Origin of the sequence: Streptomyces resistomycificus (assembly GCF_001514265.1) — a bacterium.
Lineage (GTDB): Bacteria > Actinomycetota > Actinomycetes > Streptomycetales > Streptomycetaceae > Streptomyces > Streptomyces resistomycificus.
In genome coordinates this window covers 507898-530767 of the sequence record NZ_KQ948988.1, presented here as the reverse complement: position 1 = coordinate 530767, position 22870 = coordinate 507898, and the positions used below count along the sequence as shown (strand labels likewise).

General features: G+C 72.7%; 17 protein-coding genes. 4 read left to right on the top strand and 13 right to left on the bottom strand.

Features of this window, described 5'->3' with window-relative positions:
* Positions 1–3: 3 nt before the first annotated feature.
* Positions 4–1806, bottom strand: coding sequence for a gamma-glutamyltransferase (gene ggt, locus AQJ84_RS02235; RefSeq protein ID WP_198536260.1), 1803 nt, complete (start codon positions 1804–1806; stop codon positions 4–6).
* 119 nt (positions 1807–1925) lie between these two features.
* On the opposite strand from ggt, the gene AQJ84_RS02230 reads away from it, so the two are divergent.
* Positions 1926–2684, top strand: coding sequence for a hypothetical protein (locus AQJ84_RS02230; protein WP_030040842.1), 759 nt, complete (start codon positions 1926–1928; stop codon positions 2682–2684).
* A 124-nt stretch (positions 2685–2808) separates the two neighbouring features.
* Positions 2809–4374 carry a CocE/NonD family hydrolase gene (locus tag AQJ84_RS02225; protein WP_030040843.1) on the top strand — a complete coding sequence of 522 codons (1566 nt, stop codon included), beginning with the start codon at positions 2809–2811 and terminating at the stop codon, positions 4372–4374.
* Between the two features lie 458 nt (positions 4375–4832).
* On the opposite strand, the gene AQJ84_RS02220 is transcribed toward AQJ84_RS02225, so the two are convergent.
* Both AQJ84_RS02220 and AQJ84_RS02215 read right to left on the bottom strand, forming a co-directional pair.
* The gene (locus AQJ84_RS02220; RefSeq protein WP_030040844.1) at positions 4833–5576 is read right to left on the bottom strand and encodes an amino acid ABC transporter ATP-binding protein; all 744 of its coding nucleotides are present in this window, start codon (positions 5574–5576) and stop codon (positions 4833–4835) included.
* Between the two features lie 126 nt (positions 5577–5702).
* A complete protein-coding gene (locus tag AQJ84_RS02215; protein ID WP_030040845.1) occupies positions 5703–6110 on the bottom strand; it encodes a DUF6278 family protein in 408 nt (135 codons plus the stop codon).
* 353 nt (positions 6111–6463) lie between these two features.
* On the opposite strand from AQJ84_RS02215, the gene AQJ84_RS02210 reads away from it, so the two are divergent.
* Complete coding sequence (locus tag AQJ84_RS02210; protein ID WP_053192157.1) at positions 6464–8221, top strand: SGNH/GDSL hydrolase family protein; 1758 nt, start codon at positions 6464–6466, stop codon at positions 8219–8221.
* Between the two features lie 99 nt (positions 8222–8320).
* Here the strand turns inward: AQJ84_RS02210 and AQJ84_RS02205 are convergent, their stop codons facing one another.
* The 8 genes from AQJ84_RS02205 to AQJ84_RS02170 form a co-directional block, all read right to left on the bottom strand.
* Entirely contained in the window at positions 8321–9100 is a 780-nt protein-coding gene (locus AQJ84_RS02205) for an exodeoxyribonuclease III (protein WP_030045814.1), read from the bottom strand.
* 64 nt (positions 9101–9164) lie between these two features.
* On the bottom strand, positions 9165–9800 hold the full coding sequence (locus AQJ84_RS02200) for an MBL fold metallo-hydrolase (protein ID WP_030045812.1): 636 nt from the start codon (positions 9798–9800) through the stop codon (positions 9165–9167).
* Positions 9801–9833: 33 nt separating this feature from the next.
* Positions 9834–11135, bottom strand: coding sequence for a bifunctional 3-oxoadipate enol-lactonase/4-carboxymuconolactone decarboxylase PcaDC (gene pcaDC, locus AQJ84_RS02195; RefSeq protein WP_030045811.1), 1302 nt, complete (start codon positions 11133–11135; stop codon positions 9834–9836).
* Between the two features lie 164 nt (positions 11136–11299).
* Positions 11300–13420 carry an SWIM zinc finger family protein gene (locus AQJ84_RS02190; RefSeq protein WP_225889066.1) on the bottom strand — a complete coding sequence of 707 codons (2121 nt, stop codon included), beginning with the start codon at positions 13418–13420 and terminating at the stop codon, positions 11300–11302.
* 434 nt (positions 13421–13854) lie between these two features.
* Entirely contained in the window at positions 13855–16680 is a 2826-nt protein-coding gene (locus AQJ84_RS02185; protein WP_053192166.1) for a DEAD/DEAH box helicase, read from the bottom strand.
* A 100-nt stretch (positions 16681–16780) separates the two neighbouring features.
* Positions 16781–17359, bottom strand: coding sequence for a hypothetical protein (locus AQJ84_RS02180; RefSeq protein ID WP_030041623.1), 579 nt, complete (start codon positions 17357–17359; stop codon positions 16781–16783).
* Positions 17356–18513, bottom strand: a complete 1158-nt coding sequence (locus AQJ84_RS02175; RefSeq protein WP_053192169.1) for an ROK family glucokinase — start codon at positions 18511–18513, stop codon at positions 17356–17358. Before AQJ84_RS02175 ends, AQJ84_RS02180 begins: the two co-directional genes overlap by 4 nt.
* A gap of 328 nt (positions 18514–18841) precedes the next feature.
* The gene (locus AQJ84_RS02170) at positions 18842–19579 is read right to left on the bottom strand and encodes a GntR family transcriptional regulator (RefSeq protein WP_107082768.1); all 738 of its coding nucleotides are present in this window, start codon (positions 19577–19579) and stop codon (positions 18842–18844) included.
* 129 nt (positions 19580–19708) lie between these two features.
* Between AQJ84_RS02170 and AQJ84_RS02165 the strand changes: the two genes are divergently transcribed.
* Positions 19709–20731 (top strand): Gfo/Idh/MocA family protein, encoded by a 1023-nt coding sequence (locus AQJ84_RS02165; protein WP_030041626.1) that lies wholly within the window; start codon positions 19709–19711, stop codon positions 20729–20731.
* A gap of 171 nt (positions 20732–20902) precedes the next feature.
* Here the strand turns inward: AQJ84_RS02165 and AQJ84_RS02160 are convergent, their stop codons facing one another.
* Together AQJ84_RS02160 and AQJ84_RS02155 are read right to left on the bottom strand one after the other, a co-directional pair.
* Complete coding sequence (locus tag AQJ84_RS02160; protein ID WP_030041627.1) at positions 20903–22087, bottom strand: cytochrome P450 family protein; 1185 nt, start codon at positions 22085–22087, stop codon at positions 20903–20905.
* Between the two features lie 41 nt (positions 22088–22128).
* On the bottom strand, positions 22129–22809 hold the full coding sequence (locus AQJ84_RS02155) for a response regulator transcription factor (protein WP_053192171.1): 681 nt from the start codon (positions 22807–22809) through the stop codon (positions 22129–22131).
* Positions 22810–22870: the final 61 nt, after the last annotated feature.

The following is a 22870-nucleotide window of genomic DNA, read 5'->3' as shown; positions in this document are numbered from 1 at the left end:
CCGCTAGCCGGCCGGCCGCACGACCATCGCCGAGCCGCCGCCGCGACGTACCTTCTCGGCGGCGGCCAGCCACCTCCCGTCGGACAGCCGCTGAACGGCCGTCGCGGCGCCGATCTCCGGGTTGAGCTTGAAGGAGTGCCCGATGGCCTCCAGCCGCGTCCGCAGCCCACTGTCGTAGAGGCCGGGTTCGAGTTCGGTCTGGGCGGCGTTGCGCTGGCTGGCGCGCGGTGCGGCGATCGCGTCGACCAGAGGCGTCCCGCGGTCCAGGAACCGGGTCAGGGTCTGCAGCACGGTCGTGATGATGGTCGCGCCGCCGGGCGAACCGAGCGCGACGACCGGCTTGTCGTGCCGGTCCAGCACGATCGTCGGGGAGATCGACGAGCGCGGCCGCTTGCCCGGCCCGGGCAGGTTCGGGTCGTGGACGGCCGGGTTGGCCGGTGCGAAGGAGAAGTCGGTCAGCTCGTTGTTGAGGATGAACCCGCGGCCGGGCACCGTGATGCCGCTGCCGCCGGTCTGCTCGATGGTGAGCGTGTAGGAGACGACGTTCCCCCACTTGTCGGCCACCGTCAGGTGCGTGGTGTTCTCGCCCTCGTACGTCGTCGGCGCCGCCGTTCCCCCGGTGGCGCAGGCCGCCGGGTCGCGTGGGTCGCCGGGCGCGACGGGGCTGGTGAGGACCGCGTCGTCCTTGATCAGGCACTCCCGCGAGTCGGCGTAGCGCTGTGACAGCAACTGCTTGGTCGGTACGTCCTCGAAGGCCGGGTCGCCGACCCAGCGCCCCCGGTCCGCGAACGCGATCCGGCTCGCCTCGATGTACCGGTGCAGGTACTGGACGTCGGTGGCCTTCGACAGGTCGGTGTTCTCGAGGATGTTGAGGGCCTCGCCGACCGTCGTGCCGCCGGAGGAGGAGGGCGCGATGGAGTAGACGCCCAGACCGCGGTAGGAGGTCTTCGTGGGCTTCTGGAGCTTGGCGCGGTAGGCCGCGAGGTCCTTCTCGGAGAGGTCGCCCGGGCGGGCGTTCCAGCCGGAGGCGGGGTCCACGGGCGGCTTGTTCACGGTGTCGACGATGTCCTCGCCGAGGTCGCCGTGGTACATCGCACCGACGCCCTCCTTCGCCAACTGGGCGTAGGTGCGGGCGAGATCGGGGTTCTTGAAGGTGGAGCCCACGACCGGGAGCGCGCCGTTGGGCAGGAACAGCTTCGCGGTGTCCGGGAAGTAGCGGAAGCGGGTCTCGTTGGACGCCGTCTGGGAGCGGAAGGTGTCGTCGACGACGAACCCGTCGCGGGCGAGCCGCTCGGCGGGCGCCAGGACGCTGCCGAGTCTCTTGCTGCCCCACTTGTCGAGCGCCTTCTGCCAGGTGGCGGGCGTGCCCGGGGTGCCCACCCCGAGGCCGCTGCTGACGGCGTCCGCGAAGGCGAGCGGTTTGCCGTTCTCCAGGAACAGGCCGGAGTCGGCGGTGCGGGGGGCGGTCTCACGTCCGTCGATCGTGTGGACGGCTCGGGACCGGGCGTCGTAGTAGACGAAGTAGCCGCCCCCGCCGATGCCGGAGGAGTAGGGCTCGGTGACACCGAGCGCGGCGGCGGTGGCGACGGCCGCGTCGACGGCGTTGCCGCCCTTCTTCAGGACCTCGATGCCGGCGGCGGAGGCGTCCGCGTCGACGCTGGCGACCGCGCCGCCGTAGCCGACGGCCAGCGGGACCTTCTGGACGGGTGTGCTCCGGGCCGTGGGTGGCGCGGCGGCCCCCACCGAGACCACGACGGCCGAGACCGCCAGAACCGACAGTTTCCGTGCGACAGGGCGGCGACGCATCCGAACCTCCAGTCAGAGACCGTCCGCGCAGCCTATGCGATCGCCATGCCCTCGTCAGCGTGCCCTCAACGAGTCGGTTTCGAACACTGGTTTGCGTTCGCCCGCTAGCATGCGCGCCCATGAATGACGACGTGCGCAACATCGTTCTGGGTGTGGTGGCCGCCGGTATCAGTGCCGCGCTCGGCTGGCTGGCCCGCACCTACCTGTGGAAGCGGAAGCTCCGCCGCAAGCAGGCCTTCTTCGGGCTGCCCGACAACTCCGAGTCGCTCCTGGTGGTCAACCGCGGCGCCGCCGGCCCCGAGCTGGCGGTGATGCGCTACGACGTGTTCGCACTGCTCGAACTGGCCGCGCTGATCAAGGACTGCAACGCACACGCCCAGGTCGTCCCGCACGACGCGGCACGACAGGGTTTCGGTGAACGCACGGAGTTCTGCGTGGGCGGCCCGGCGTCCAACCGCCGTATGGCAGCCCATCTGTCCTCACTCCTTCCCGGTGTGCGGGTCAACGTGGACAGCGAACCGAGCCCGGACCGCGGCGCGTTCCAGGTCGGCTCCGAGCGCTATCGCGTGGAGGTCGGCCGGGCCGAGTACACACTCCTGGCCCGGCTCACCGTCGACCAGAGCCACGGGACCCGGCCGGTGTTCCTTTTCTGCGGTCAGACCGCCATCACCAACCAGGCGACCACCCGCTATCTCGCCCGCAACCACGAACGCCTGACCCGCAAGTACGGCGACACCGCCTTCGTCCTGCTCCTGAAGGTCGTCAACTCGCAGGCGTACGGCCCCGATGTCGTCGAGCTGGTCGCGGACGTCACCCGGGAGGCACAGGCACCCCTGCCCACGCCCGCGGCTCCGCGCAACTCCCACCGCGCGTCCTAGGTTCCAGCACATTTCAACAATCGTTACTCGCACGTAACTTACTGACGGGTTACCTCCGGTAAGAAAGCGAGGTTACCGTCTGGTCACTTTGCACTGACACGAGTGAACAAGTCAGGAGTGACCCGTGGGACACCATCGCAAGGCCCTGCGTACGACCGCCGTGGGTGCCGTCTCGGCGACGCTGATCGCCGGCAGCGCCCTCGGGCTCGCCCCCGCCGCCCAGGCCGCCACCGCCGTCCGCTTCGTCGACATCACCGGCGACGGCGGAACCGTCCTCAAGGCCAACGTCATCACCCCCGCCGGGGCCGACGGCACGCGCCGCTACCCGCTCCTCGTGCTGCCCACGAGCTGGGGCCTGCCCCAGGTCGAGTACCTCGCCCAGGCCCGGAAACTCGCGGACTCCGGTTACGTCGTGGTCAGTTACAACGTGCGGGGCTTCTGGCAGTCCGGCGGGGAGATAGAAGTCGCGGGCCCACCCGACACGGCCGACGCGTCCCGGGTGATCGACTGGGCGCTCGCCAACACCCCGTCCGACGCGCGGAAGGTCGGCATGGCGGGCGTCTCGTACGGCGCCGGCATCAGCCTGATCACCGCCGCACACGACAAGCGCGTCAAGGCGGTCGCCGCCCTCAGCGGCTGGGCCGACCTGATCGGCTCGATCTACTCCGGCCGCACCCAGCACGTCCAGGCCGCCGGGCTGCTGGACGGCGCCAGCCTGGTCACCGGCCGCCAGAGCGCCGAACTACGGCAGATCTTCGACGACTTCTACGCCTCCGACCTGTCGCGGGAACAGGACATCCTCGACTGGGGGAAGAAACGTTCCGCCGTCACGTACGTGGACCAGCTGAACAAGAACGGCGCCGCGGTCATGATGGCCAACGCGTGGGGGGACACGGTCTTCCCGCCCAACCAGTACGCGGACTTCTACGAGAAGCTCACCGGGCCCAAGAGACTGGAGTTCCGGCCCGGCGACCACGCGACCGCCGAGCTCACCGGACTGTTCGGCCTGCCCAACGACGTGTGGACGGACACCGAGCGCTGGTTCGACCACTACCTCCGGGGCGAGGACAACGGCATCGACCGTGAGCAGCCCGTGCGGCTCAAGTCCCGTTCCGCGGGCGGCTACGAGGGCTATCCGGACTGGAAGTCGGTCGGCGCGACCCGGCAGAAGATCGCCCTCGCGGGCACCACCACGATCCGGGCGAACGTCGACTCCGGGGCGAACGGCGGGGTGGTCTTCCTGTCCAGCATCCTCGACCAGGTCGCCCAACTGCCCCCGCTCGCCTCGATCCCGCTGCTCCCGAGGCGCTGGGCCGCCGTGTGGCAGTCGGAGAAGTACGGCACGGCCCGACAGGTGCGCGGCACCACCAGGTTGCACACCACCCTCACTCCGACCAAGGAGAGCGGCACCCTCGTCGCCTACCTCTACGACGTGGGCCCGCTCGGCCTCGGCAAGCTGGTCAGCAACGCGCCGTACACCTTCCACGGGCAGACACCCGGCAAGCCGTTCGGCGTCGACCTGGAGCTGTACTCCACGGCCTACGACGTCCCGGCAGGGCACCGGCTGGCCCTGGTGGTCGACACGGTGGACCCGCTCTACGTCGAGCACAACCCGTCCGGCGCGCAGCTGACCTTCTCCTCGCCGGTCTCCGACCCGTCGTACGTGTCGATTCCGCTGCGCGAGCAGTGATCTCCGGCTGCCGCCGGGCGGGTATGGCTCTGTGAGCTGCTACCCCCTAGGTCTTCTCGGGGCCGTGGGGACCCCCACCCGGCAGCAGCGGATGAACGGCAAAGCGTAGTCGAGGTTCCACGTGCCGGGTCGGCCGGCGTGGGAGAACCCCTCGTGGGTGAGCGGGAGCCCCAGCGTGAACGCGGCCTTTTTCCGGCCGTGTTCACGGCGTGCACGCCGTGCACGCCGGAGCGGAGCACTTCGGCGAACGCGGGAGGGTGGTAGAGGGTCACCGTGGGTCCGGTGCCGCTGACGGGGTTCGGGGCTCGGGATGTCGTAGGGCGCGGTGGCGGTGGTCATCGGACGACGCCCCACTTCATCCCCGGCGCGGGGAACCGCGCGCGGTCGGTGGGGGTGGTGATCGGGTAGTCGGGGGCCGGGCACACGGGTGGCAGGGGACACGGATCGCGCTCCCCCGCTCAGTGCTTGAGAATCTTGGAAAGGAAGTCCTTGGCACGGTCGCTGCGCGGGTCGGTGAAGAACTCCTCGGGGGTGCGGTCCTCGATGATGCGTCCGCCGTCCATGAACACGACGCGGTGGGCGGCGGAGCGGGCGAAGCCCATCTCGTGGGTGACGACGACCATGGTCATGCCGTCACGGGCGAGTTGCCGCATGACTTCGAGCACCTCGTTGATCATCTCCGGGTCGAGGGCCGAGGTCGGCTCGTCGAACAGCAGGGCCTTGGGCTCCATGGCGAGGGCGCGGGCGATGGCCACACGCTGTTGCTGACCGCCGGAGAGCTGCGCGGGGTACTTGTCCGCCTGGTCGGCGGTGCCCACCCGTTCGAGCAGTTCGCGGGAGCGCCTGTCGGCCTGTTCCTTCTTGGTCCCGCGGACCTTGACCTGAGCCAGGGTGACGTTCTGCAGGACGGTCTTGTGGGCGAACAGGTTGAGGGACTGGAACACCATGCCGATCTCGGCGCGGAGCTTCGCGAGGGCCCGGCCCTCCTCGGGCAGCGGCTGTCCGTCGAGGGTGATGGAGCCGGAGTGGATGGTCTCGAGCCTGTTGATGGCCCTGCACAGCGTCGACTTCCCGGAGCCGGAGGGCCCGATGACCACGACCACCTCCCCCCTGCCGACGGTGAGGTTGATGTCCTGCAGGACATGCAGCTCCCCGTAGTACTTGTTGACGTCACGCAGCTCGATCAACGGATCGATTGCCATGCCCAGCCCTACTCACTCTCAGCCGTGTCGTAGGTGCCGCAACTTATCGGGGCAAGATCGGCACCAGAGCACGACACGCACCTTTCGGGCATTAGCCGTATTTACGTCGGCGCGTGGGCCAGGGACTCACGCTTCGGCGACCTCGGCGTACAGCTGCGAGAGTTCGGGCACGCCGCTGGCGGCCCACTCGTGACCGGTGGCCACCACGTCGAACTCCCGACCGGAGGCGAGCCTGATGACGGGCTGGCCGCTGGGCCACAGGTCCCAGGTGGCGCCGGGGACCGTGCGGACGATGACCGTGCCGAGATAGAGGCCGGCGTCGTTGCCGAGCCAGGGCAGCACCTCCTCGTCGTCCCGCCAGCGCGGCACCAGCTGGTCCAGTGCCTCCAACGAGGCTGCCGTGTCGTCGAGTTGGACGCCCTCCCGAGACGCCTGCGAGCGCAGCAGCTCGCATTCGGCGAGGAGTTCGGCGATGCCCTCGGGGTCGCGGGCGCCGGGCTTCTCCCGCCGGTGGCCCAGAAAAGGGATCTTCATACACCCAGCGTGTCATTGACACCGCCGTGTGCACCACAGGCGCGCAGACGGCTCGGCACCTCGGCCGCACGGCCCGGCTAGGGGCAGCGGGGCGGGGCGAGGGGAATCGAGGCGGGGCGGGGCGAGGGGGGCGGGGCGAGGGGGGCGGGGCGAGGCCGGGGGGGGGAGAGAGAAGGACGCCGGGCATCGCCGCCGCTGTCCGCCGGGGGCCCGGCACCCCCGGGCCGGCCACGCCATGACGTTCGGATGAGTTCGAACGCCGTTCACTCCCACCTCGTTGACGTGCGTCCGTCCCGTCCCTACCTTCAGGCACGCCTGACATCACGTCAGCTTCATGAGGAGAGGAGCGGGACGTGCGTGTGAGTCTCCGAGGCGCGGGGGTCGTGCTCGGCCTGCTCGCGGGTCTGGTGCCGGTCACCTCCGCACGGGCGGCCGGGCCGACGTGGGCCGAGCCGCTCCCACTGGAGCGGCACTTCGACAACAGGGCCGTCAGCGCCGACGACCGGCCGGGCGAGGCGGACTTCGACGGCTCGGGCGCCTCCCTGTCCGCGCAGGACCTCGCGGCCGCGGGCTGGACGCCCGGCCGCGCGCTCACCGTGCAGGGGGCGCGACTGACCTGGCCGGAACGCCAGGCGGGCGAGCCGGACAACGTCCGGGCCGCCGGGCAGGACGTCCGGGTCGGCGGTCGCGGCGACGCACTGGCCTTCCTGGTCGCGGGCACCGCCGGGGAGCAGGTGAGCGGCACCGGGACGGTCGCGTACGCCGACGGCTCGCGCTCCCCGTACCGGCTGACCGCCTCCGACTGGCGCGGTGGCCCGCTCGCCACCAAGGCGGTGGCGCCGCACATCAACACGCCCGACGGCCAACTCACCGAGCGGGCACGGCTGTACGTCGTGACGGTGCCGCTGTTGCCGGGGCGCCGGGTCGTCTCGGTACGGCTGCCGCACGCGAGGGACCTGCATGTGTTCGCACTGTCGGTGCGCGCCTTGACGTCCGGCTGGACGGGGAGTTGGGCGGCGGCGACCTCCGGCTACGCCGCTGTGGGGCCCTGGTCGGACCGGACACTGAGGCTCGTGGTGCACACGTCGGCGGGCGGGCCGCGCGTGCGGCTGCGGTTCGACAACACCTTCGCCTCGGGGCCGGTACGGATCGGGGGCGCGACCGTGGCGGTGCAGGCGGAGGGCGCGTCGGCGCGGGACCTGCCGGTGGCGTTGTCGTTCCGGGGTGCGGCCGGTGTGGAGATCCCGGCGGGGGCGCAGGCGTTCAGCGATCCCCTCGACTTCTCGGTGCCGGCCGACACCAGTCTGCTGGTGAGCTTCCATCTGCCCGAGACGGTGGCGGCGGCACCCCTGCACCGGCTCGCGGCGCAGCGGTCGTACGTGAGCGAGCCGGGTGACCACACCGCGGACGGTTCCCCGGCGGCGTACACCTCGGTGCTGACGAGCTGGCCGCTGCTCACCGGTGTGGACGTGGGCGGCGGCCCGGGATCGGTGGTGCTGCTGGGGGACTCGATCACCGACGGGGACAGGTCCACGGTGGACGCCAACCGACGGTGGCCCAACGCCCTGGCCACCCGCCTGCTGAACCAGGACGCGGTCCCGCCCTACGGGGTGCTGAACCAGGGGATCTCCGCGAACCGTGTGGTCACCGACCGGTACCCCGGCGACGGGGTCTCCACGGACACCGGCGGGGTGAGCGCCCTGAACCGGTTCGACCGGGATGTCCTGGCGCAGACGTCCGCGCGTACGGCGGTGGTGTTCGAGGGTGTCAACGACGTGCGGTGGGGCGCGAGTGCGGAGCAGGTGATCACGGGGCTGCGGGAGCTCGCCGCGCGCGGGCACGCCCGGGGGCTGCGGATGCTGGCGGCGACGATCCTGCCGTGCGAGGGGGAGGCCCGCTGCACGGCCGCCGTCGACGCCGAGCGGGCCGCGGTCAACACGTGGATCCGCGAGAGCGGCGCGTTCGACGCCGTGCTCGACTTCGACGGCGTGGTGCGGGATCCCGGCCGTCCCGCCCGGATGCTGCCCGAGTACGACAGCGGCGACCATCTGCATCCGGGCGACGCGGGTCTGGCGGCCCTCGCCGAATCGGTGGACCTGGAGCTGCTGTGAGGACCGGGGCCCCCTTTGGCGGACCAGGTCACAGGAAATCGGCGGCGCCTCGTCGACGCGGGTGATCGGGGTTCCGCGGCGTGGTCCGCCGGGTCGGCCCTAGACGTCCAGGTCCACGACCACCGGCGCGTGGTCCGAGGCGCCCTTGCCCTTGCGCTCCTCGCGGTCCACGTAGGCGTCGCTGACCGCCTTGGCGAACGGCTCGTTGCCGTACACCAGGTCGATGCGCATGCCGCGGTTCTTGGGGAAACAGAGCTGGCGGTAGTCCCAGTACGTGAAGGGGTGCTCGTACTTCAGGGGCCGCGGGACCACGTCCGACAGGCCCGCCTCGCGCAGGGACGCGAGGGCGGCGCGCTCGGCGGGAGTGACGTGCGTGAGGCCCTCGAAGGCGGCCACGTCGTGGACGTCGTCGTCCGTCGGGGCCACGTTGTAGTCGCCGAGGACGGCGAAGGGGCGGCTGCCCGCCGCGTCGCCCGCGACGGCCGCCTTCAGGGCCTCGAACCACTGGAGCTTGTAGGCGTAGTGGGGGTGGTCCACCTCGCGGCCGTTCGGCACGTACACCGACCAGACGCGGACCGGGCCGCAGGTCGCGGAGATGGCGCGTGGCTCGGGGGCGCCGTCGTAGCCGGGGTCACCGGCCAGGCCCTTGACCACGTCCTCGATGCCGACGCGGGAGATCACCGCCACGCCGTTCCACCGGCCGGTGGCGTGCACGGCCGCCTCGTAGCCCAGCTCGCGCAGCTGGTCGAACGGGAACTGCTCCTCGGCGACCTTGGCCTCCTGGAGGCACAGCACGTCGGTGCCGCTGCTCTCCAGCCAGGCCAGGAGCCTCGGCAGGCGGGCGGTGATCGAGTTCACGTTCCAGGTCGCGATGCGCATGTCCCACAACCTACCGGCCGGGTACGACAACGCGGTCCGGCCGGGGGGCAGGGGGTCGGGGACGTCACACGTCCGTCGAGGCTCCCGGCGCCAGCCGCAGGTGCTCCGAGCCGCCCAGGGCGCCGATCTGCCGGTCGTAGATCGGGCGGGCGAGGTCCGTGAGCAGGGCGTCGTGGATGTCGTAGGCGCGTCGCGGGGCCACCTCGCGTACGTAGTCGATGACCTCGGAGATCTTGCTCCAGGGGGCCATGACGGGGAGCATCAGCGTCTCGACGGTGTGGTCGGGGACGGTGAGGGCGTCGCCCGGGTGGAAGACGCGGCCGCCGTCGACGAGGTAGCCGACGTTGGTGATGCGCGGGATGTCCGGGTGGATGACGGCGTGCAGTTCGCCGTGCACCTGGACCTCGAAGCCGGCGGCGGTGAAGGTGTCGCCGTGTCCGACGGTGTGCACGCGGCCCGGGAAGGCGGCGGACAGCTTCTCCGCGACCGACTTCAGGGTCCAGATCTCGGTGGCCGGGTCGGCGTCCATGGCGGCCCGCAGCCGCCCCTCGTCGAAGTGGTCGGGGTGCTCGTGGGTGACGAGGATCGCCTCCGCGCCGACCGCCGCGTCCTCCTCGCTGAATCCCCCGGGGTCGAGAACGAGCGTGCGCCCGTCCTTCTCGAGGCGGACGCAGGCGTGCGACTTCTTCGTGAGCTTCATGAGTCCATCCTGCCCGGGGGCGCACGCCGGGGCTCACTCGGTGGGTGTGGTCTCCTCCCGGATGACCTGCTGGGCCACCTTGAAGGCGCTGTTGGCGGCCGGTACACCGCAGTAGACGGCCGCCTGCAGCAGCACTTCCTTGATCTCGCCGGGGGTGAGGCCGTTGCGCAGGGCCGCGCGCACGTGGAAGGCGAGCTCTTCGAGGTGGCCTCCCGCGACCAGCGCGGTGAGGGTGACGCAGCTGCGTGAGCGCCGGTCCAGGCCGGGCCGGTCCCAGATCTCGCCCCAGGCGTAGCGGGTGATGAACTCCTGGAAGTCGCCGGAGAACTCGTCCGCCTGCGCCAGCGCCCGGTCGACGTGCGCGTCGCCGAGCACCTCTCTTCGGACCTTGAGGCCGGCGTCGTACGGGTCGGGTCGCCCCATGATCTGCGGTTCCACCGCGGCCGGGGCGATCTCGGGGCGCGGCGCGGGCTGCGGCGGCGCGGCGGACAGCACCGGCTTGACCGGTGGCGCCACGATCGCGGCCATCTGGCCGGTGGTGGAGTCGAAGGCCGGCTGCCATGCGGTGGAGAAGTGCCGCACCAGGAGGTCGGTGACGGCGGCCGGCTGCTCCACCGGCACCAGGTGGGAGGCCCCGGGTACGACGGCGAGCCGGGCGTCCGGGATGCCCGCGACCAGGGTGCGGGCCTCGGCGGGGCCGGTGACCTGGTCGTCCGAGCCGACGAGTACCAGGGTGGGGGCGCCGACGCTGCCGAGTTCGGCCCGTACGTCGAACGCGGCGAGCGCCTCGCAGGCCGCGATGTAGCAGCCGGGGTCGGTGGTGCGCACCATCTGCACGGCCCACTCGGTGATCGCGGGCTGTGCGGCGGCGAATCCGCCGGTGAACCAGCGGTCGGGGGACGAGCGGGCGATGGGGTCGAGACCGTTCGTCCGCACGATCACGCCCCGCTGCCGGAACTCGTCGGCCGTGCCGAAGCGCGGCGACGCGGCGATCAGCGCGAGCGAGGCGAGGCGCTCGGGGTGGCGCAGGGCCAGCTCGATACCGACCGCGCCGCCGAGCGCGCAGCCCGCGTAGCCGAAGCGCTGCACGCCGAGGCTGTCGAGCGTGGCCAGCAGCCTCGCGCTGAGGTCGCCGACCGAACCGGCCGGGTACGCGGGGGCGCCGCCGTGGCCCGGCAGGTCGAACCGGAAGACACGCCACTGCTTGACCAGCTCGGGGACCTGCCGGTCCCACATGTGCCACGTGGTACCGAGCGAGGGCCCGAGGATGAGCACCGGGGCGTCTTCCGGACCGTCGAAGCGGAACTGGAGGGCAGGAGTCTTCGTCTCACTCACCGCTCCACGCTAACCGGCTTTTCGTACGGCCCGACCGCTGGGCCCCCACTCCCCACACCTGCCTCCCGCACATCAGCGGGGAACTCTCACACCGCCTCCACGGTCGGGCGGGGGTGTGCGGCTGAGCCGGCCGTGTCCCGACCCCTCCCTCGCGCTGTCGCCCCTCAGAACTCTCCGGCGGCTCCCAGGCCCGTCAGGGCACCGACCGGGTCCAGGTCGGGGGTGCCGCGGGGCCACCAGTCGTCGTGGCCCGGCTCGGACTCGTAGGCGTACCAGAGACCGTCCCGGCCGAGACGGAGCTGGACATGGCCGCGGGGGTGGGTGAGGTGGTTGTGCCGGGGGCGGAACGCGGGGAGGTCCGCGGCGAGAAGCAGGGGGCGCGCGCGGTCGAATCGGCCGGCCGGCGGGTCCCACGGCTCTTCGAGTACGGCGAGACCCTCCAGCCCGCCCTGCCGCCACGCGGCGACCGCGCGGGCCAGTTCGGACGGGGTGCGGCCGGCCGCGGCGGCGAGGGAGGCGTAGAGGGCTCGGGTGCCGGCGGTGAGTCCGGAGCCGGGGCGGGCCGCGGCGAGCCGCACCGCGTCCTGCCACAGGGTCAGCTCACCGACCGGGTCGAGGCCGGTGGCGAGCAGCGCGTGGGCGCGGGCCGCCGCGTCGGTCGCCAGCTGGTCCAGCGCGAAGGGGTCCGGGCCGCCCGGGGACGCCGGGTACACCGGAGGTTGCTCGGGATGCGGGGGCTGTGGCAGGGGCGCCGGAAGGGGCGGGAGGCGACGGGGGGCGAGGGCGTCACCGGCCCGTACGCCGGGCAGCACGGCAGGTGCCTGGTCCTGCGCGGCTCGGGCGGCGCGGGTGGCGCTCAGCCGGGACAGGGCGTCGAGCAGGTCGCGTTCGCCGCGGCCGCGCAGCAGGAGCAGTACGAAGGGGTCGGCGTCGAGCAGACGGGCCGTCTGGTAGCAGAGGGCTGCGGCGTGCTTGCAGGGGTGACCGCGGTCGGGGCAACTGCAGTGCGGTTCCAGGTCTCCGGGGCCTGGCAGCAGCCGGACGCCACCCTCCGCGAGGGCGTGCGGCATCTCCTTGTCGAGCAGCGCGGCGATGTGCCCCGGCCGCTCGGCGGCGCTGTCCAACAACCGCTCCCAGTCGGCGTCCTCGAGCGTGCGCAGCCGCACCTGTACCCGGTACGGCCGGGGGCGGCTGCCCCGCACGTAGGCGAGGACGAGGCCCGGGGTCACGGTGATGGCGTCCACGTTGCCCTGCTCCGCGTACCCGCGGCCACGCGCCAGCCGCTGGGCGTCCAGCGCGCCCTCCTCCAACGCGGCGACCCACGCGTTGCCCCACCATGTCGCGGCGAAGCCGGTGCCGTCCGACGGCAGGGGCGGGAAGGCGGGGAAGGTACGCCGGAGGTCGCCGTCCCGTGCGGGGGCGGCCATGGACGGCAACGTCGGCGTACTGACGGCGGCGTCGGCACGGTCCCGGTCGTCGGCGGAGGCGGGGGCCGGAACGGGGGCGGGGGCAGGAGCGAGGGCGGGGGCGGGGGCGGGAGCAAAGGCAGAGGCAGAGGCAGGGGTCGCGGAATCCGCCTGCGGTGTGACGTCGTCGTCCCGCGATTCCTGCCCGGGCTCCTCCCGCGGCGCGTCATCGTCCGCGGGCATCCGGAAGGCGTCGGCCAGCAACTCCCGTACGTCACGCGCCCGGCGGGCGGCCTCCTGGCCCGGTGCGCCGCCTCGGGACCGGGAGGCGGCGCCGGGGTCGGCCACTGCCCGGGAGGCGGCGGCCGGGTGGGCTCGACGCGCTCCGCGGCCGGTGCCCGTCCCCTGGGCCAGGGCGTCCTCCCGGGCCTGGCGTGCCGCGTCGCGAGCCGCGCGCAGGGCCTCGCGCGCGACATCCGCCGGCCGCGCACCCGGCCCGGTGCCGTCGGGGCGGTCCTGGCCGGGGCCACCGCGGTCGGCAGCGCCGTCGTTGTCGCTGGCGCCGCCAGGGGTTGCGGACGCGGCTGGGGTGCCTCCTGTCGGGTCGGCTGGAGGCGCGCCTGCTGTGCCGAGAGGTGTCGCCGGCGTTTCCGTCGGGAGGGTGACGTGCGGGTTGGTCGAGTCGTCAGGGCCGTTGTCGTCCTCGGTGACGTCGGCAGCGGCGGTGACGTCGGCAGCAGTGGCGTCGAGAGCCCCGCCACTGTGGCGGGTGGCGGTGGCGCCGGTGTCAGCAGGAGGGTCGATGGCGTCGGCGTCTGCGTCCGCCGTCGGGACACGGCGCTTCGCCGCGACCGCCCGCCGCAGCGCCTCGCGCGCCACGTCCGCCGGCCGGCGCTCCGGCTGCGTCTGGGCACGAGCCTGGGCCTGGGCACGAGCCTGGGCCTGGGCTTCCGCAGGCTCCTCCGGCGCTGCGGGCCATTCGCCTTCCGTCACCGTCTCTGAAGCGTCGGCGTCGCCGCCCGGCATCCGCCCCTCACCGAACACCGGCGCTCCCCCGGTATCCCCGGCCTGCCCGGATACCAGGCCCTCCTGGGCCGCCCCGGCCTCCTGGGAACCCGTCCCCCCGTCAGGCTCCCCGGTACCCCCGGGGGTCCCGGGCTCGTCGGGATCCTCCGTCCCCGGCACTGCGCGGGCCCCCGGCATCGCCCGCCCGGACCTGGCCGCGCGCCCGGCGGCCCCCGGGTCCGACTCCCGCGCCGCTCGCTCTCGCGCTGCCTGCAGGGCGCGGCGGGCCTCGTCGGCGGCTCCGGGGGTCATGTCGGCCTCCGGAGGGACACCAGGTCCGAGAGCTCACGGTCGCCCAGTTCGGTGAGGGCCGACTCGCCGGAGCCGAGGATCGCGTCGGCGAGAGCACGCTTGGCCTCCAGCATTTCGGCGATGCGGTCCTCGACGGTGCCCTCGGTGATGAGCCGGTGCACCTGGACGGGCTGGGTCTGGCCGATGCGGTAGGCGCGGTCGGTGGCCTGTTCCTCCACGGCGGGGTTCCACCAGCGGTCGAAGTGGACGACGTGGCCCGCCCGGGTGAGGTTCAGCCCCGTGCCGGCCGCCTTCAGCGACAGCACCAGGACGGGTGTCGCGCCGCTCTGGAAGCGGTCGACCATGCGCTCGCGCTCCGGCACCGGTGTGCCGCCGTGCAGCAGGTCCACCGGAACGGCGCGGGCGGCGAGGTGGGCGGTGATCAGACGGGCCATCCCGACGTACTGCGTGAAGACGAGCGCCGAACCGTCCTCGGCCAGCAGCGTGTCGAGCAGCTCGTCGAGGAGGGCCATCTTGCCGGAGCGGGCCGGGAGCCGGTCGAGGGCGGACGGGGGAACGTCCTCCTTCAGGTACAGCGCGGGGTGGTCGCAGATCTGCTTGAGGGCGGACAGCAGCTTGAGCACCAGGCCCCGGCGGGCGATGCCCTCCGCCGTCTCGATGGCCAGCATCGACTCGCGCACCACCGCCTCGTAGAGCGCGGCCTGTTCACGGGTGAGTGGAACCGGGTGGTCCGTCTCCGTCTTGGGTGGCAGCTCGGGGACGATGCCGGGGTCGGACTTCTTGCGGCGCAGCAGGAAGGGGCGGACCAGGCGGGCGAGCCGGGTGACCGCCTCGTCGTCCTCGCCGTTCTCCACCGCGCGGGCGTGGCGGGCGCGGAAGGACTTCAGGGGGCCGAGGAGCCCGGGTGTCGTCCAGTCGAGCAGCGCCCACAGCTCCGACAGGTTGTTCTCCACGGGTGTGCCGGTGAGGGCCACGCGCGCGGGGGACGGGATCGTGCGCAGGGCCTTCGCCGTCGCCGAGTAGGGGTTCTTGACGTGCTGTGCCTCGTCGGCGACGACCATGCCCCACGGCTGCTCGGCCAGCCGCGCCGCAGCCGACCGCATGGTGCCGTAGGTGGTGAGGACGAAGCCGCCGTCGAGGTCGTCCAGGGTGCGGTCCGGGCCGTGGAAGCGGCGCACGGGGACGCCGGGCGCGAACCGGGTGATCTCCCGCTGCCAGTTGCCCAGCAGGGAGGCCGGGCAGACCACCAGGGTGGGTTCGGAGTGGGCCCGGCGCAGGTGCAGGGCGATGACGGTGATGGTCTTGCCGAGTCCCATGTCGTCGGCGAGGCAGCCGCCGAGGCCGAGGGAGGTCATGAGGTCCAGCCAGGCCAGGCCGCGGAGTTGGTAGTCGCGGAGGGTGGCGTGCAGGCCGGCCGGCGGCTCGGCGGGCCGGATCCCGGCGGTGAGGCGGTCGCGCAGGGTGGCCAGGGCTCCGGCGGGGACCGCCTCGACGGTCTCGCCGTCGACCTCCGCGCTGCCGGTGAGGGCGACGGACAGGGCGTCGACCGGGTCGAGCAGGCCCAGTTCGCGCTTGCGGGCCTTGCGAACCAGGGCGGGGTCGACCAGTACCCACTGGTCGCGCAGGCGGACGACCGGGCGGTGCGCCTCGGCGAGCGCGTCCATCTCGGCCTCGCTGAGCGGGTCGCCGCCGATCGCCAACTGCCAGCGGAACTGGAGCAGTTCCTCGCTCTCGAAGAAGCCGGTGCCGTCGGTCGCCGAGCCGGGCGCCGGGCGTACCACCGCGGCCGCGGTCAGGTCGTGGGCCAGGTCCCGGGGCCAGTGCACGGCCACTCCGGCCGCCGCGAGCCGGGGGGCGGCCATCCCGAGCAGGTCGCCCAACTCCTCGTCGGACAGGGCCAGTACGTCGGGCACGTCCTGCTCGGAGAGGCGGTCGAGGGGAGGCCACACGCGGGCCGCGCGCCGCACCGCGAGGGCCGCGTCCACCCGGGCGCGGGGGCCGAAGGCCACGTCCGCGTCGCCCGCCCACAGGGCCGCCGCGTCGACCACGAGGGTGGGGTCGGCGAGGCTGTGCACCTGGACGATCGCCGCGCCCGCGTGGCGCGCTCCGTCGCCCTCGTCGTCGAACAGGTTGTACGCGGACAGGTCCAGGCGCAGGGAGATCCGCACGCCCGCGTCCATGCCGGCGGCGACCTCCGCGGCCCAGTCGGCGGCGTCGGGCAGGCGCTGTGGCTCGCGTGCCGCGAAGGGCTTGCCGGAGGCGTACGGAGCGGCCGGGGTGCGGGGCAGGGTGTCCGCGACGGCGTCCAGGAAGGCTCGCATCAGCGCTTCCGGCTCGGGCAGCCGGATCGCGCCCGGGCCGGGCAGCGGGACCGCATGGCCCTCGTAGGGCAGGGCGGCCGCGAGGGCGCGCAGGTGGGCGATGTCGTCCGGGTCGAGCGGTCCGGCCCGCCAGGCGTCGTGGCCGGTGGCGGTGAGGCCGGGCAGCAGCCGGCCGCGGGCGGTGAGCCGCAGCGCGTGCAGCGCGGCGGCGCCCCAGCAGGCGGTGGCGGGATGCGCGGCGGGGTCCCGCCGGGCGCGGACGAGCAGCGGCAGGGCCTCGCCGAGGGTGAGGGACAGCGCCGGCGTGGTGCGGCGGCGCACTCCGGCACCATGGCGTCGGACGACGGTGAGCTCGGTGTCGGCGAGGGGCGGCTGTCCGTCCTGCGGGTCCCAGAAGGCCATCCGGCCCTCGCGCGGGAGGGGCGCGGGCAGGAACACGGCCGCGAGCCGGACGGGGACGGACTCCACCCGTGGCTCGACCGTCGCCGTCATGTCGCTCATACGTCCTGTCACCTCCCGCCCCGTGTGCCGGATCAGTCGTCTTCGACTCTACGGGCGGGGTCTGACAACCGGCCCCGGCGACCGGCTGAGGCCCGTCGTCCTAGGGGACCGTGCGCGAGACGACGTAGACCATGGGGGCGTTCGGGTCGGACGTGTTCACGACGATGTCCTGGGTGGGGGCCGGGTTCTTCTGCGCGTGGACGATGCCGTGCCACGGGCCGGGGCTCTTGAAGGACCAACCGCTGACGCTCTGGTCGCGCGCGCTGATGGTGATCTTGCCCGGTTCGAGGTCCTGGCGGTTGACGCCCACGCCGGTGAGGAAGGCGTCGAGGCCGGCGTTGCTGGTCCGGAACTGGACGTAGAGGCGGCTGGTCTTCCAGTTGTTGGTCTCGTAGTAGGCGGGGAAGTCCGCCGGGTGCGGGACCGGGACCTGGTAGATGCGGCGCTGGACCTTGGAGGGGTAGCCCGGGGTGAGGCCGGTCGCCGAGTACTTCGCCTCCTTGTCCTTGCCGCTGTTGCGGCTCTGGTTGGCGGAGATCACCAGGTAGCCCGCGGGGACGCCGATGAGCAGCACGATGATGAGCAGGGTGAGCGCCCTGCGGCGGATGCGGTGCCGGCGGTCCTCCGGCTCCCGTGGCTCCTCCGGTGACGCGGCCTGGCGCGGCAGGGACGCCGTCACGCCGTGTCCTGGGTGTCCTGGGAAGTACGACGGAACTCGGCGAACCGCTCGTAGCGCTCGAAGCGCTCCACCCGGCGGCGCTTGGCACGGCGGAAGCGGCGGGCCACCAGGCGGGCGAGGTCGGCGGCGCCGACCATGCCCGCCTCGGGGCCGAGCTGGGCGCGGGCGATCCGGGCCTCGGGACGGTAGCCGCGGCCGGTGAGCTGGCGTCTGAACGCGTCCCGGGCGGGGCCGATCAGCAGGTCGTCGGCGGCCGACACGCCGCCGCCGATCACGAAGCAGGAGGGGTCGAGGGCGGCGGCCAGGTTGGCGATGCCGACGCCGAGCCACTGACCGATGTCCTGGAGCAGCTCGATGCACATGGCGTCGCCCTCGCGGGCCAGCTCGGTGATCATCGGGCCGGTGATGTCACCGATGTTGCCCTTGACGTGCTCGATGATGCCGTAGGCCACCGGGGAGTCGGCCGCGGCCAGTTCGCGCGCCTCGCGCACCAGCGCGTTGCCGGAGCTGTACTGCTCCCAGCAGCCGCGGTTGCCGCACGGGCAGCGGTGCCCGCCGGGCACGACCTGCATATGGCCGAACTCACCGGCGACGCCGTACTTACCCCGCTTGACCTGGCCGTCCTCCAGTATGGCGCCGCCGATGCCGGTGCCGAGGGTGATCATGACCAGGTGGTCCTCGCCACGGCCCGCGCCGAAGCGCCACTCCGCCCAGGCGGCGGTGTTGGCGTCGTTGTCGACGAGGACGGGGACCGACAGGCGGCCGGAGAGGCGGTCCCTGAGGGGTTCGTTGCGCCAGGACAGGTGGGGCGCGAACAGGACGCGGTTGCGGTCGGCGTCGACCCAGCCGGCCGCGCCGATCCCCACCGCGTGCACGTCGTGGCGGTCGGACAGGTCCAGCACCAGCTCGGCGATCGTGTCCTCCACGACCTTCGGGCTCTTGGACTTGTCCGGGGTCTCCGTGCGGACCTTCTCCAGGATGTTGCCGTCGGCGTCGACGACGCCCGCCATCACCTTGGTGCCGCCGATGTCGATGCCGACGGTGGGCACGCGGGGTGCGGTCAGGTGCGAGCGGCGCTCCCGTGTGCCGACCGTGCGGAGCGCGGGCGCGCGGCGGGAGCCGATGGGGGCGCTGAAGTTGCCGTAGGTGCTCATCGGCCCCGATTCTGCCGCACGCTCACGCTGTGTGCCGAGCGGGGCGGCATTGCGGGGCGCGCGATTCGTCCCGGGTTCAGGCGCTTTGTGGCTGGTCGTGCGACGCCCGGCACTCCTGAGTACGAAGCCCGGCGCTCCTGGGTGCGACGCCCGGCACTCCTGAGTACGAAGCCCGGCACTCCTGGGTGCGACGCCGGCACTCCTGAGTGCGACGCCGGCACTCCTGGGTGCGACGCATCGGGCCGACCCCGGCCCGGCCCGGTGGTCCCGGCGGAACGTCCGACTCGGTCGCCTTGTCCGGACAATGCGACGAATCGGAACCTGAAATTCAGGGGCGTACGAGCAGCTGGAACTCGAAGGAGTAGCGGCTCGGCCGGTAGGTGTGGCTGCCGAACTCGACCGCGCGGCCCGTGTCGTCGTACGTCGTGCGCTGCATGGTGAGCAGCGGGGCGCCCTCCTTCTCGGCGAGCCGCTCCGCCTCGGCGGCGGTGGCCGCACGGGCGCCGATGGACTGGCGGGCGCTGTGCAGCGTGATCCCGGCGGAGCGCATCATGCGGTACAGACCGGTGACCTCCAGCTGCTCGGTGTCCAGGTCGAACAGTCCGGGCGGCAGGTGGTTGCAGAGGTACGCCATCGGCTCACCGTGCGCGAGACGCAGCCGCTCCACCCGGTGCACGTCGCTGTCCTCGGCCACACCGAGCGCGGCCGCGATCTCGGCGGTCGCCGGCACGACGGTGTTGACCAGGACCTTCGTCGCGGGGCGCTGGCCGGCCGCCTCCAGGTCATCGTAGAGGCTGCTGAGCTCCAGGGGTCGCTTGACCTGACTGTGCACGACCTGGGTGCCGACGCCGCGACGGCGCACCAGCAGGCCCTTGTCGACGAGCGACTGGATGGCCTGGCGGACGGTGGGCCGGGACAGGCCGAGCCGGGCGGCGAGCTCGATCTCGTTGCCCAGCAGGCTGCCGGGGGTGAGCGCCCCGTGTTCGATGGCCGCCTCCAGCTGCTGGGACAGCTGGAAGTACAACGGCACCGGGCTGCTCCGGTCCACACTTAGCTCGAGCGTCACGGTCGGGTCCACTTCTGGTTTCGGCACGGCCCGAGCGTAGCTCTGTGGATGGTTGACGGGAAGTTGTGTAGTTCGGTTGTCCGGACATGCGCATTGACAGCGCGCCCGGTCCGACCGCAGTTTGGTCACATGCGCATCGGAGTCATCGGTACGGGTCGCATCGGCACCATCCATGCGAACACCCTCAGCCGGCACCGGGAGGTCGGTTCCCTGATCCTCACGGACGTGAACCCCGCGCGGGCCCAGGATCTCGCGCACCGCCTGGGCGAGACGGCGGCCCCGGGAATGGACGAGATCTTCCGGTGGGGCGTGGACGCCGTCGTGATCACGACGGCGACGTCGGCTCACGCCGAACTGATCGGTCGGGCAGCACGCTCGGGCCTTCCCGTGTTCTGCGAGAAGCCGATCGCGCTCGATCTGGCGGGGACCTTACAGGCGATCGGTGAGGTGGAGTCGGCGGGCACGATCCTGCAGATGGGCTTCCAGCGCCGCTTCGACACCGGCTACACGGGCGCGCGGGAGGCCGTGCGTTCGGGACGGCTCGGGCGGCTGCACACCGTGCGGGCCCTGACGTCCGACCAGTCACCGCCTTCGGCAGCGTGGCTGCCGCTGTCCGGCGGGCTCTACCGGGACACCCTGATCCACGACTTCGACGTGCTGCGCTGGGTGACGGGGCGCGAGGTGGCCGACGTGTACGCGGCCGGGTCCGACGCCGGTCCCGCGATGTTCCGCGAGGCGGGTGACGTGGACACGGGCGCGGCACTGCTCACGCTCGACGACGGCACGCTCGCCACCGCCACGGCCACCCGGATGCACGGGGCGGGGTACGACGTGCGCATGGAGCTCGCCGGGGAGCTGGACCAGATCGTGGTCGGTCTCGACGACCGCACGCCGATCGCGTCCACCGAGCCGACCGGGCCGCCGGCGGCCGACAAGCCGTGGTCGGGGTTCCTGGAGCGGTTCGGGCCCGCCTACGAGGCTGAGCTGTGCGCGTTCGTGGAGGTCGTACGGGGGGAGCGGGCCAACCCCTGCGACGGGCGGGAGGCGCTGCAGGCGCTGCGGATCGCCGAGGCGTGCGAGATGTCGCGGCGGGAGCGGCGGGGCGTGTGGCTGGCGGAGGTCCCGGGAGGGACGGGCGCCGCCACGATCTAGACGGACCGTGGACCCCGAGGCGCGCCTTCGCCTCAGCTCATCCTCGTGTCCACACCTCCTCGTGTCCGTTCGTCGTCATGTCCGTTCCTCGTCGTGCCCCCACCCCGTCGTGTCCGCACCCCCTCACCACCGCATTCCCTCACCACCGCATTCCCTCACCACCGCACCCCCTCACCACCGCACCGGCAGTCGCCGCAGCCCCCGCATGAGCATCCCCGGCAGCCAGTCGCCGGGCTGTCCGTCGAGGGCGAGGCCCGGGGCCCGCTCCAGCAGGGTGCGGATGGCGGTGCGGGCCTCCAGGCGGGCCAGGGGCGCGCCCAGGCAGAAGTGGATGCCGTGGCCGAAGGCGAGATGGCCGCGGGTGTCTCGGCGGATGTCGAAGCGGTCCGGGGCCGGGTAGCGGGAACCGTCACGGTCGGCCGCCGTGAGGCCGATCATCACGCCGTCGCCCTTCGCCACGGCGGTACCGCCGATCTCCAGTGGCTCGGCGGCGAACCGGAACGTCGCGTTCTCGACCGGGCCCTCGTAGCGCAGGGTTTCCTCTACCGCGGCGTCGATCAGGTTCATGTCGGCGCGCAGGACGGCCAGTTGATCCGGGTGGGTGAGCAGGGCGTGGATGCCGGTGGTGATGAGGTTGACCGTCGTCTCGTGGCCCGCGATCAGCAGGATGAAGGCCATGCCGCGCAACTCCGGCGCGGACAGCCGGTCGCCGTCCTCGGCGGTGGTGCGGATGAGGTCGCCGAGCAGGTCGTCGCTCGGTCCGGAGCTCCGCTTGTCCTCGATCAGCTCGGTGAGGTACTCGCCGAGCCGCACTAAGGCGTCGTACTCGCTGTCCGCGCTGGTCGGCGCGACCGCCTCCGTGGACAGCTTCCGGAACTCCGCGCGGTCCAGCTCGGGCACTCCGAGGAGCTCGCCTATCACGGTGATCGGCAGCGGGTAGGAGAACGAGTCGACCAGGTCGGCGCGGCCGAGTGGCAGCATGGCGTCGAGCAGTTCGTCGGTGATCTGCTGGATCCTGGGCCGCAGTTGCTCCACCCGGCGCATGGTGAAGGCCCGTGCGACGAGTCCGCGCAGCCGGGTGTGCTCGGGCGGGTCGGCGATCAGCAGATACTGCCCGATCAGCTCCTCGTCGAGGAACCGCATCCCGATCTTGCGTCCGTCCTTGGCCAGGCGCGGGTCGGCGAGCGCCGCGCGCGCCTCCTCATGCCCCACGACGAGCCAGGTCTCGTGGTGGGCGTCGGGGCCCGGCAGCCGCACCCGGTGCACGGGGCCACGCTCACGCAACCGCGCGTACACGGGGTGCGGGTCCCTGCGGAACGCGTCTCCGTACCGCCCGAGTTCGATCACATCTGCCATGTCATTCCCCCCTCGTACCGGACAACGCGCCGGCCGGCACGCTAGTGCCCGCTGTCGCCCTGTTCCTCGAGCAGTCCCGCGTCGTAGGCCAGCAACGCGATCTGCACCCGGTTGTTGAGGTCGAGCTTGGTCAGGATGCGGGAGACGTGCGTCTTGACCGTGGCCACGCTCATGAAGAGGCCGGCGGCGATCTCGGCGTTGGACAGGCCGCTGCCGACGGCGACCGCCACCTCGCACTCGCGGTCGTTGAGGACCGCGACGCGGGCACGCGCACGCGTGCGGCGCGTGTCGACGGCGTTGCCGGCGGCGTGCGCCATCAGCCGGCGGGTCACGGTGGGCGACAGAACGGGGTCGCCGGCCGCCACCCGGCGTACCGCGTCGAGGATGTCGGCGGGCGGGGTGTCCTTGAGGACGAATCCCGCTGCGCCCGCGCGCAGCGCCCGCAGCACCTGCTCGTCGGCGTGGAAGGTGGTCAGGACCACGACCTGCGGGGCGTCCGGCCGGCCGCGCAGCAGCTCGGTGGCGGTCAGACCGTCCACCGACGGCATCCGGATGTCCATGAGGACGACGTCCGGACGGGTGCGGTCGACGAGCGCCTCGACCTCGTCGCCGTCGGCGGCCTCACCGACGATCTCGATGTCGTCGGCGCCGCCCAACATGAGGGACAGCCCGGCCCTGACCAGCGGGTCGTCGTCGACGAGGAGCAGTCTGATCGCAGTCATGGGCCTACGTAACCACGGTTGTGCGGTACGGGTTCACGGTTGCGCCACATGAGGTGCGCAC

Coding starts and splice junctions, on each gene's coding strand:
- ggt (WP_198536260.1), bottom strand. CDS start 1,806: ATGCGTCGCCGCCCTGTCGCACGGAAACTGTCGGTTCTGGCGGTCTCG.
- AQJ84_RS02230 (WP_030040842.1), top strand. CDS start 1,926: ATGAATGACGACGTGCGCAACATCGTTCTGGGTGTGGTGGCCGCCGGT.
- AQJ84_RS02220 (WP_030040844.1), bottom strand. CDS start 5,576: ATGGCAATCGATCCGTTGATCGAGCTGCGTGACGTCAACAAGTACTAC.
- AQJ84_RS02215 (WP_030040845.1), bottom strand. CDS start 6,110: ATGAAGATCCCTTTTCTGGGCCACCGGCGGGAGAAGCCCGGCGCCCGC.
- AQJ84_RS02205 (WP_030045814.1), bottom strand. CDS start 9,100: ATGCGCATCGCGACCTGGAACGTGAACTCGATCACCGCCCGCCTGCCG.
- AQJ84_RS02200 (WP_030045812.1), bottom strand. CDS start 9,800: ATGAAGCTCACGAAGAAGTCGCACGCCTGCGTCCGCCTCGAGAAGGAC.
- AQJ84_RS02185 (WP_053192166.1), bottom strand. CDS start 16,680: ATGAGCGACATGACGGCGACGGTCGAGCCACGGGTGGAGTCCGTCCCC.
- AQJ84_RS02175 (WP_053192169.1), bottom strand. CDS start 18,513: ATGAGCACCTACGGCAACTTCAGCGCCCCCATCGGCTCCCGCCGCGCG.
- AQJ84_RS02165 (WP_030041626.1), top strand. CDS start 19,709: ATGCGCATCGGAGTCATCGGTACGGGTCGCATCGGCACCATCCATGCG.
- AQJ84_RS02160 (WP_030041627.1), bottom strand. CDS start 22,087: ATGGCAGATGTGATCGAACTCGGGCGGTACGGAGACGCGTTCCGCAGG.
- AQJ84_RS02155 (WP_053192171.1), bottom strand. CDS start 22,809: ATGACTGCGATCAGACTGCTCCTCGTCGACGACGACCCGCTGGTCAGG.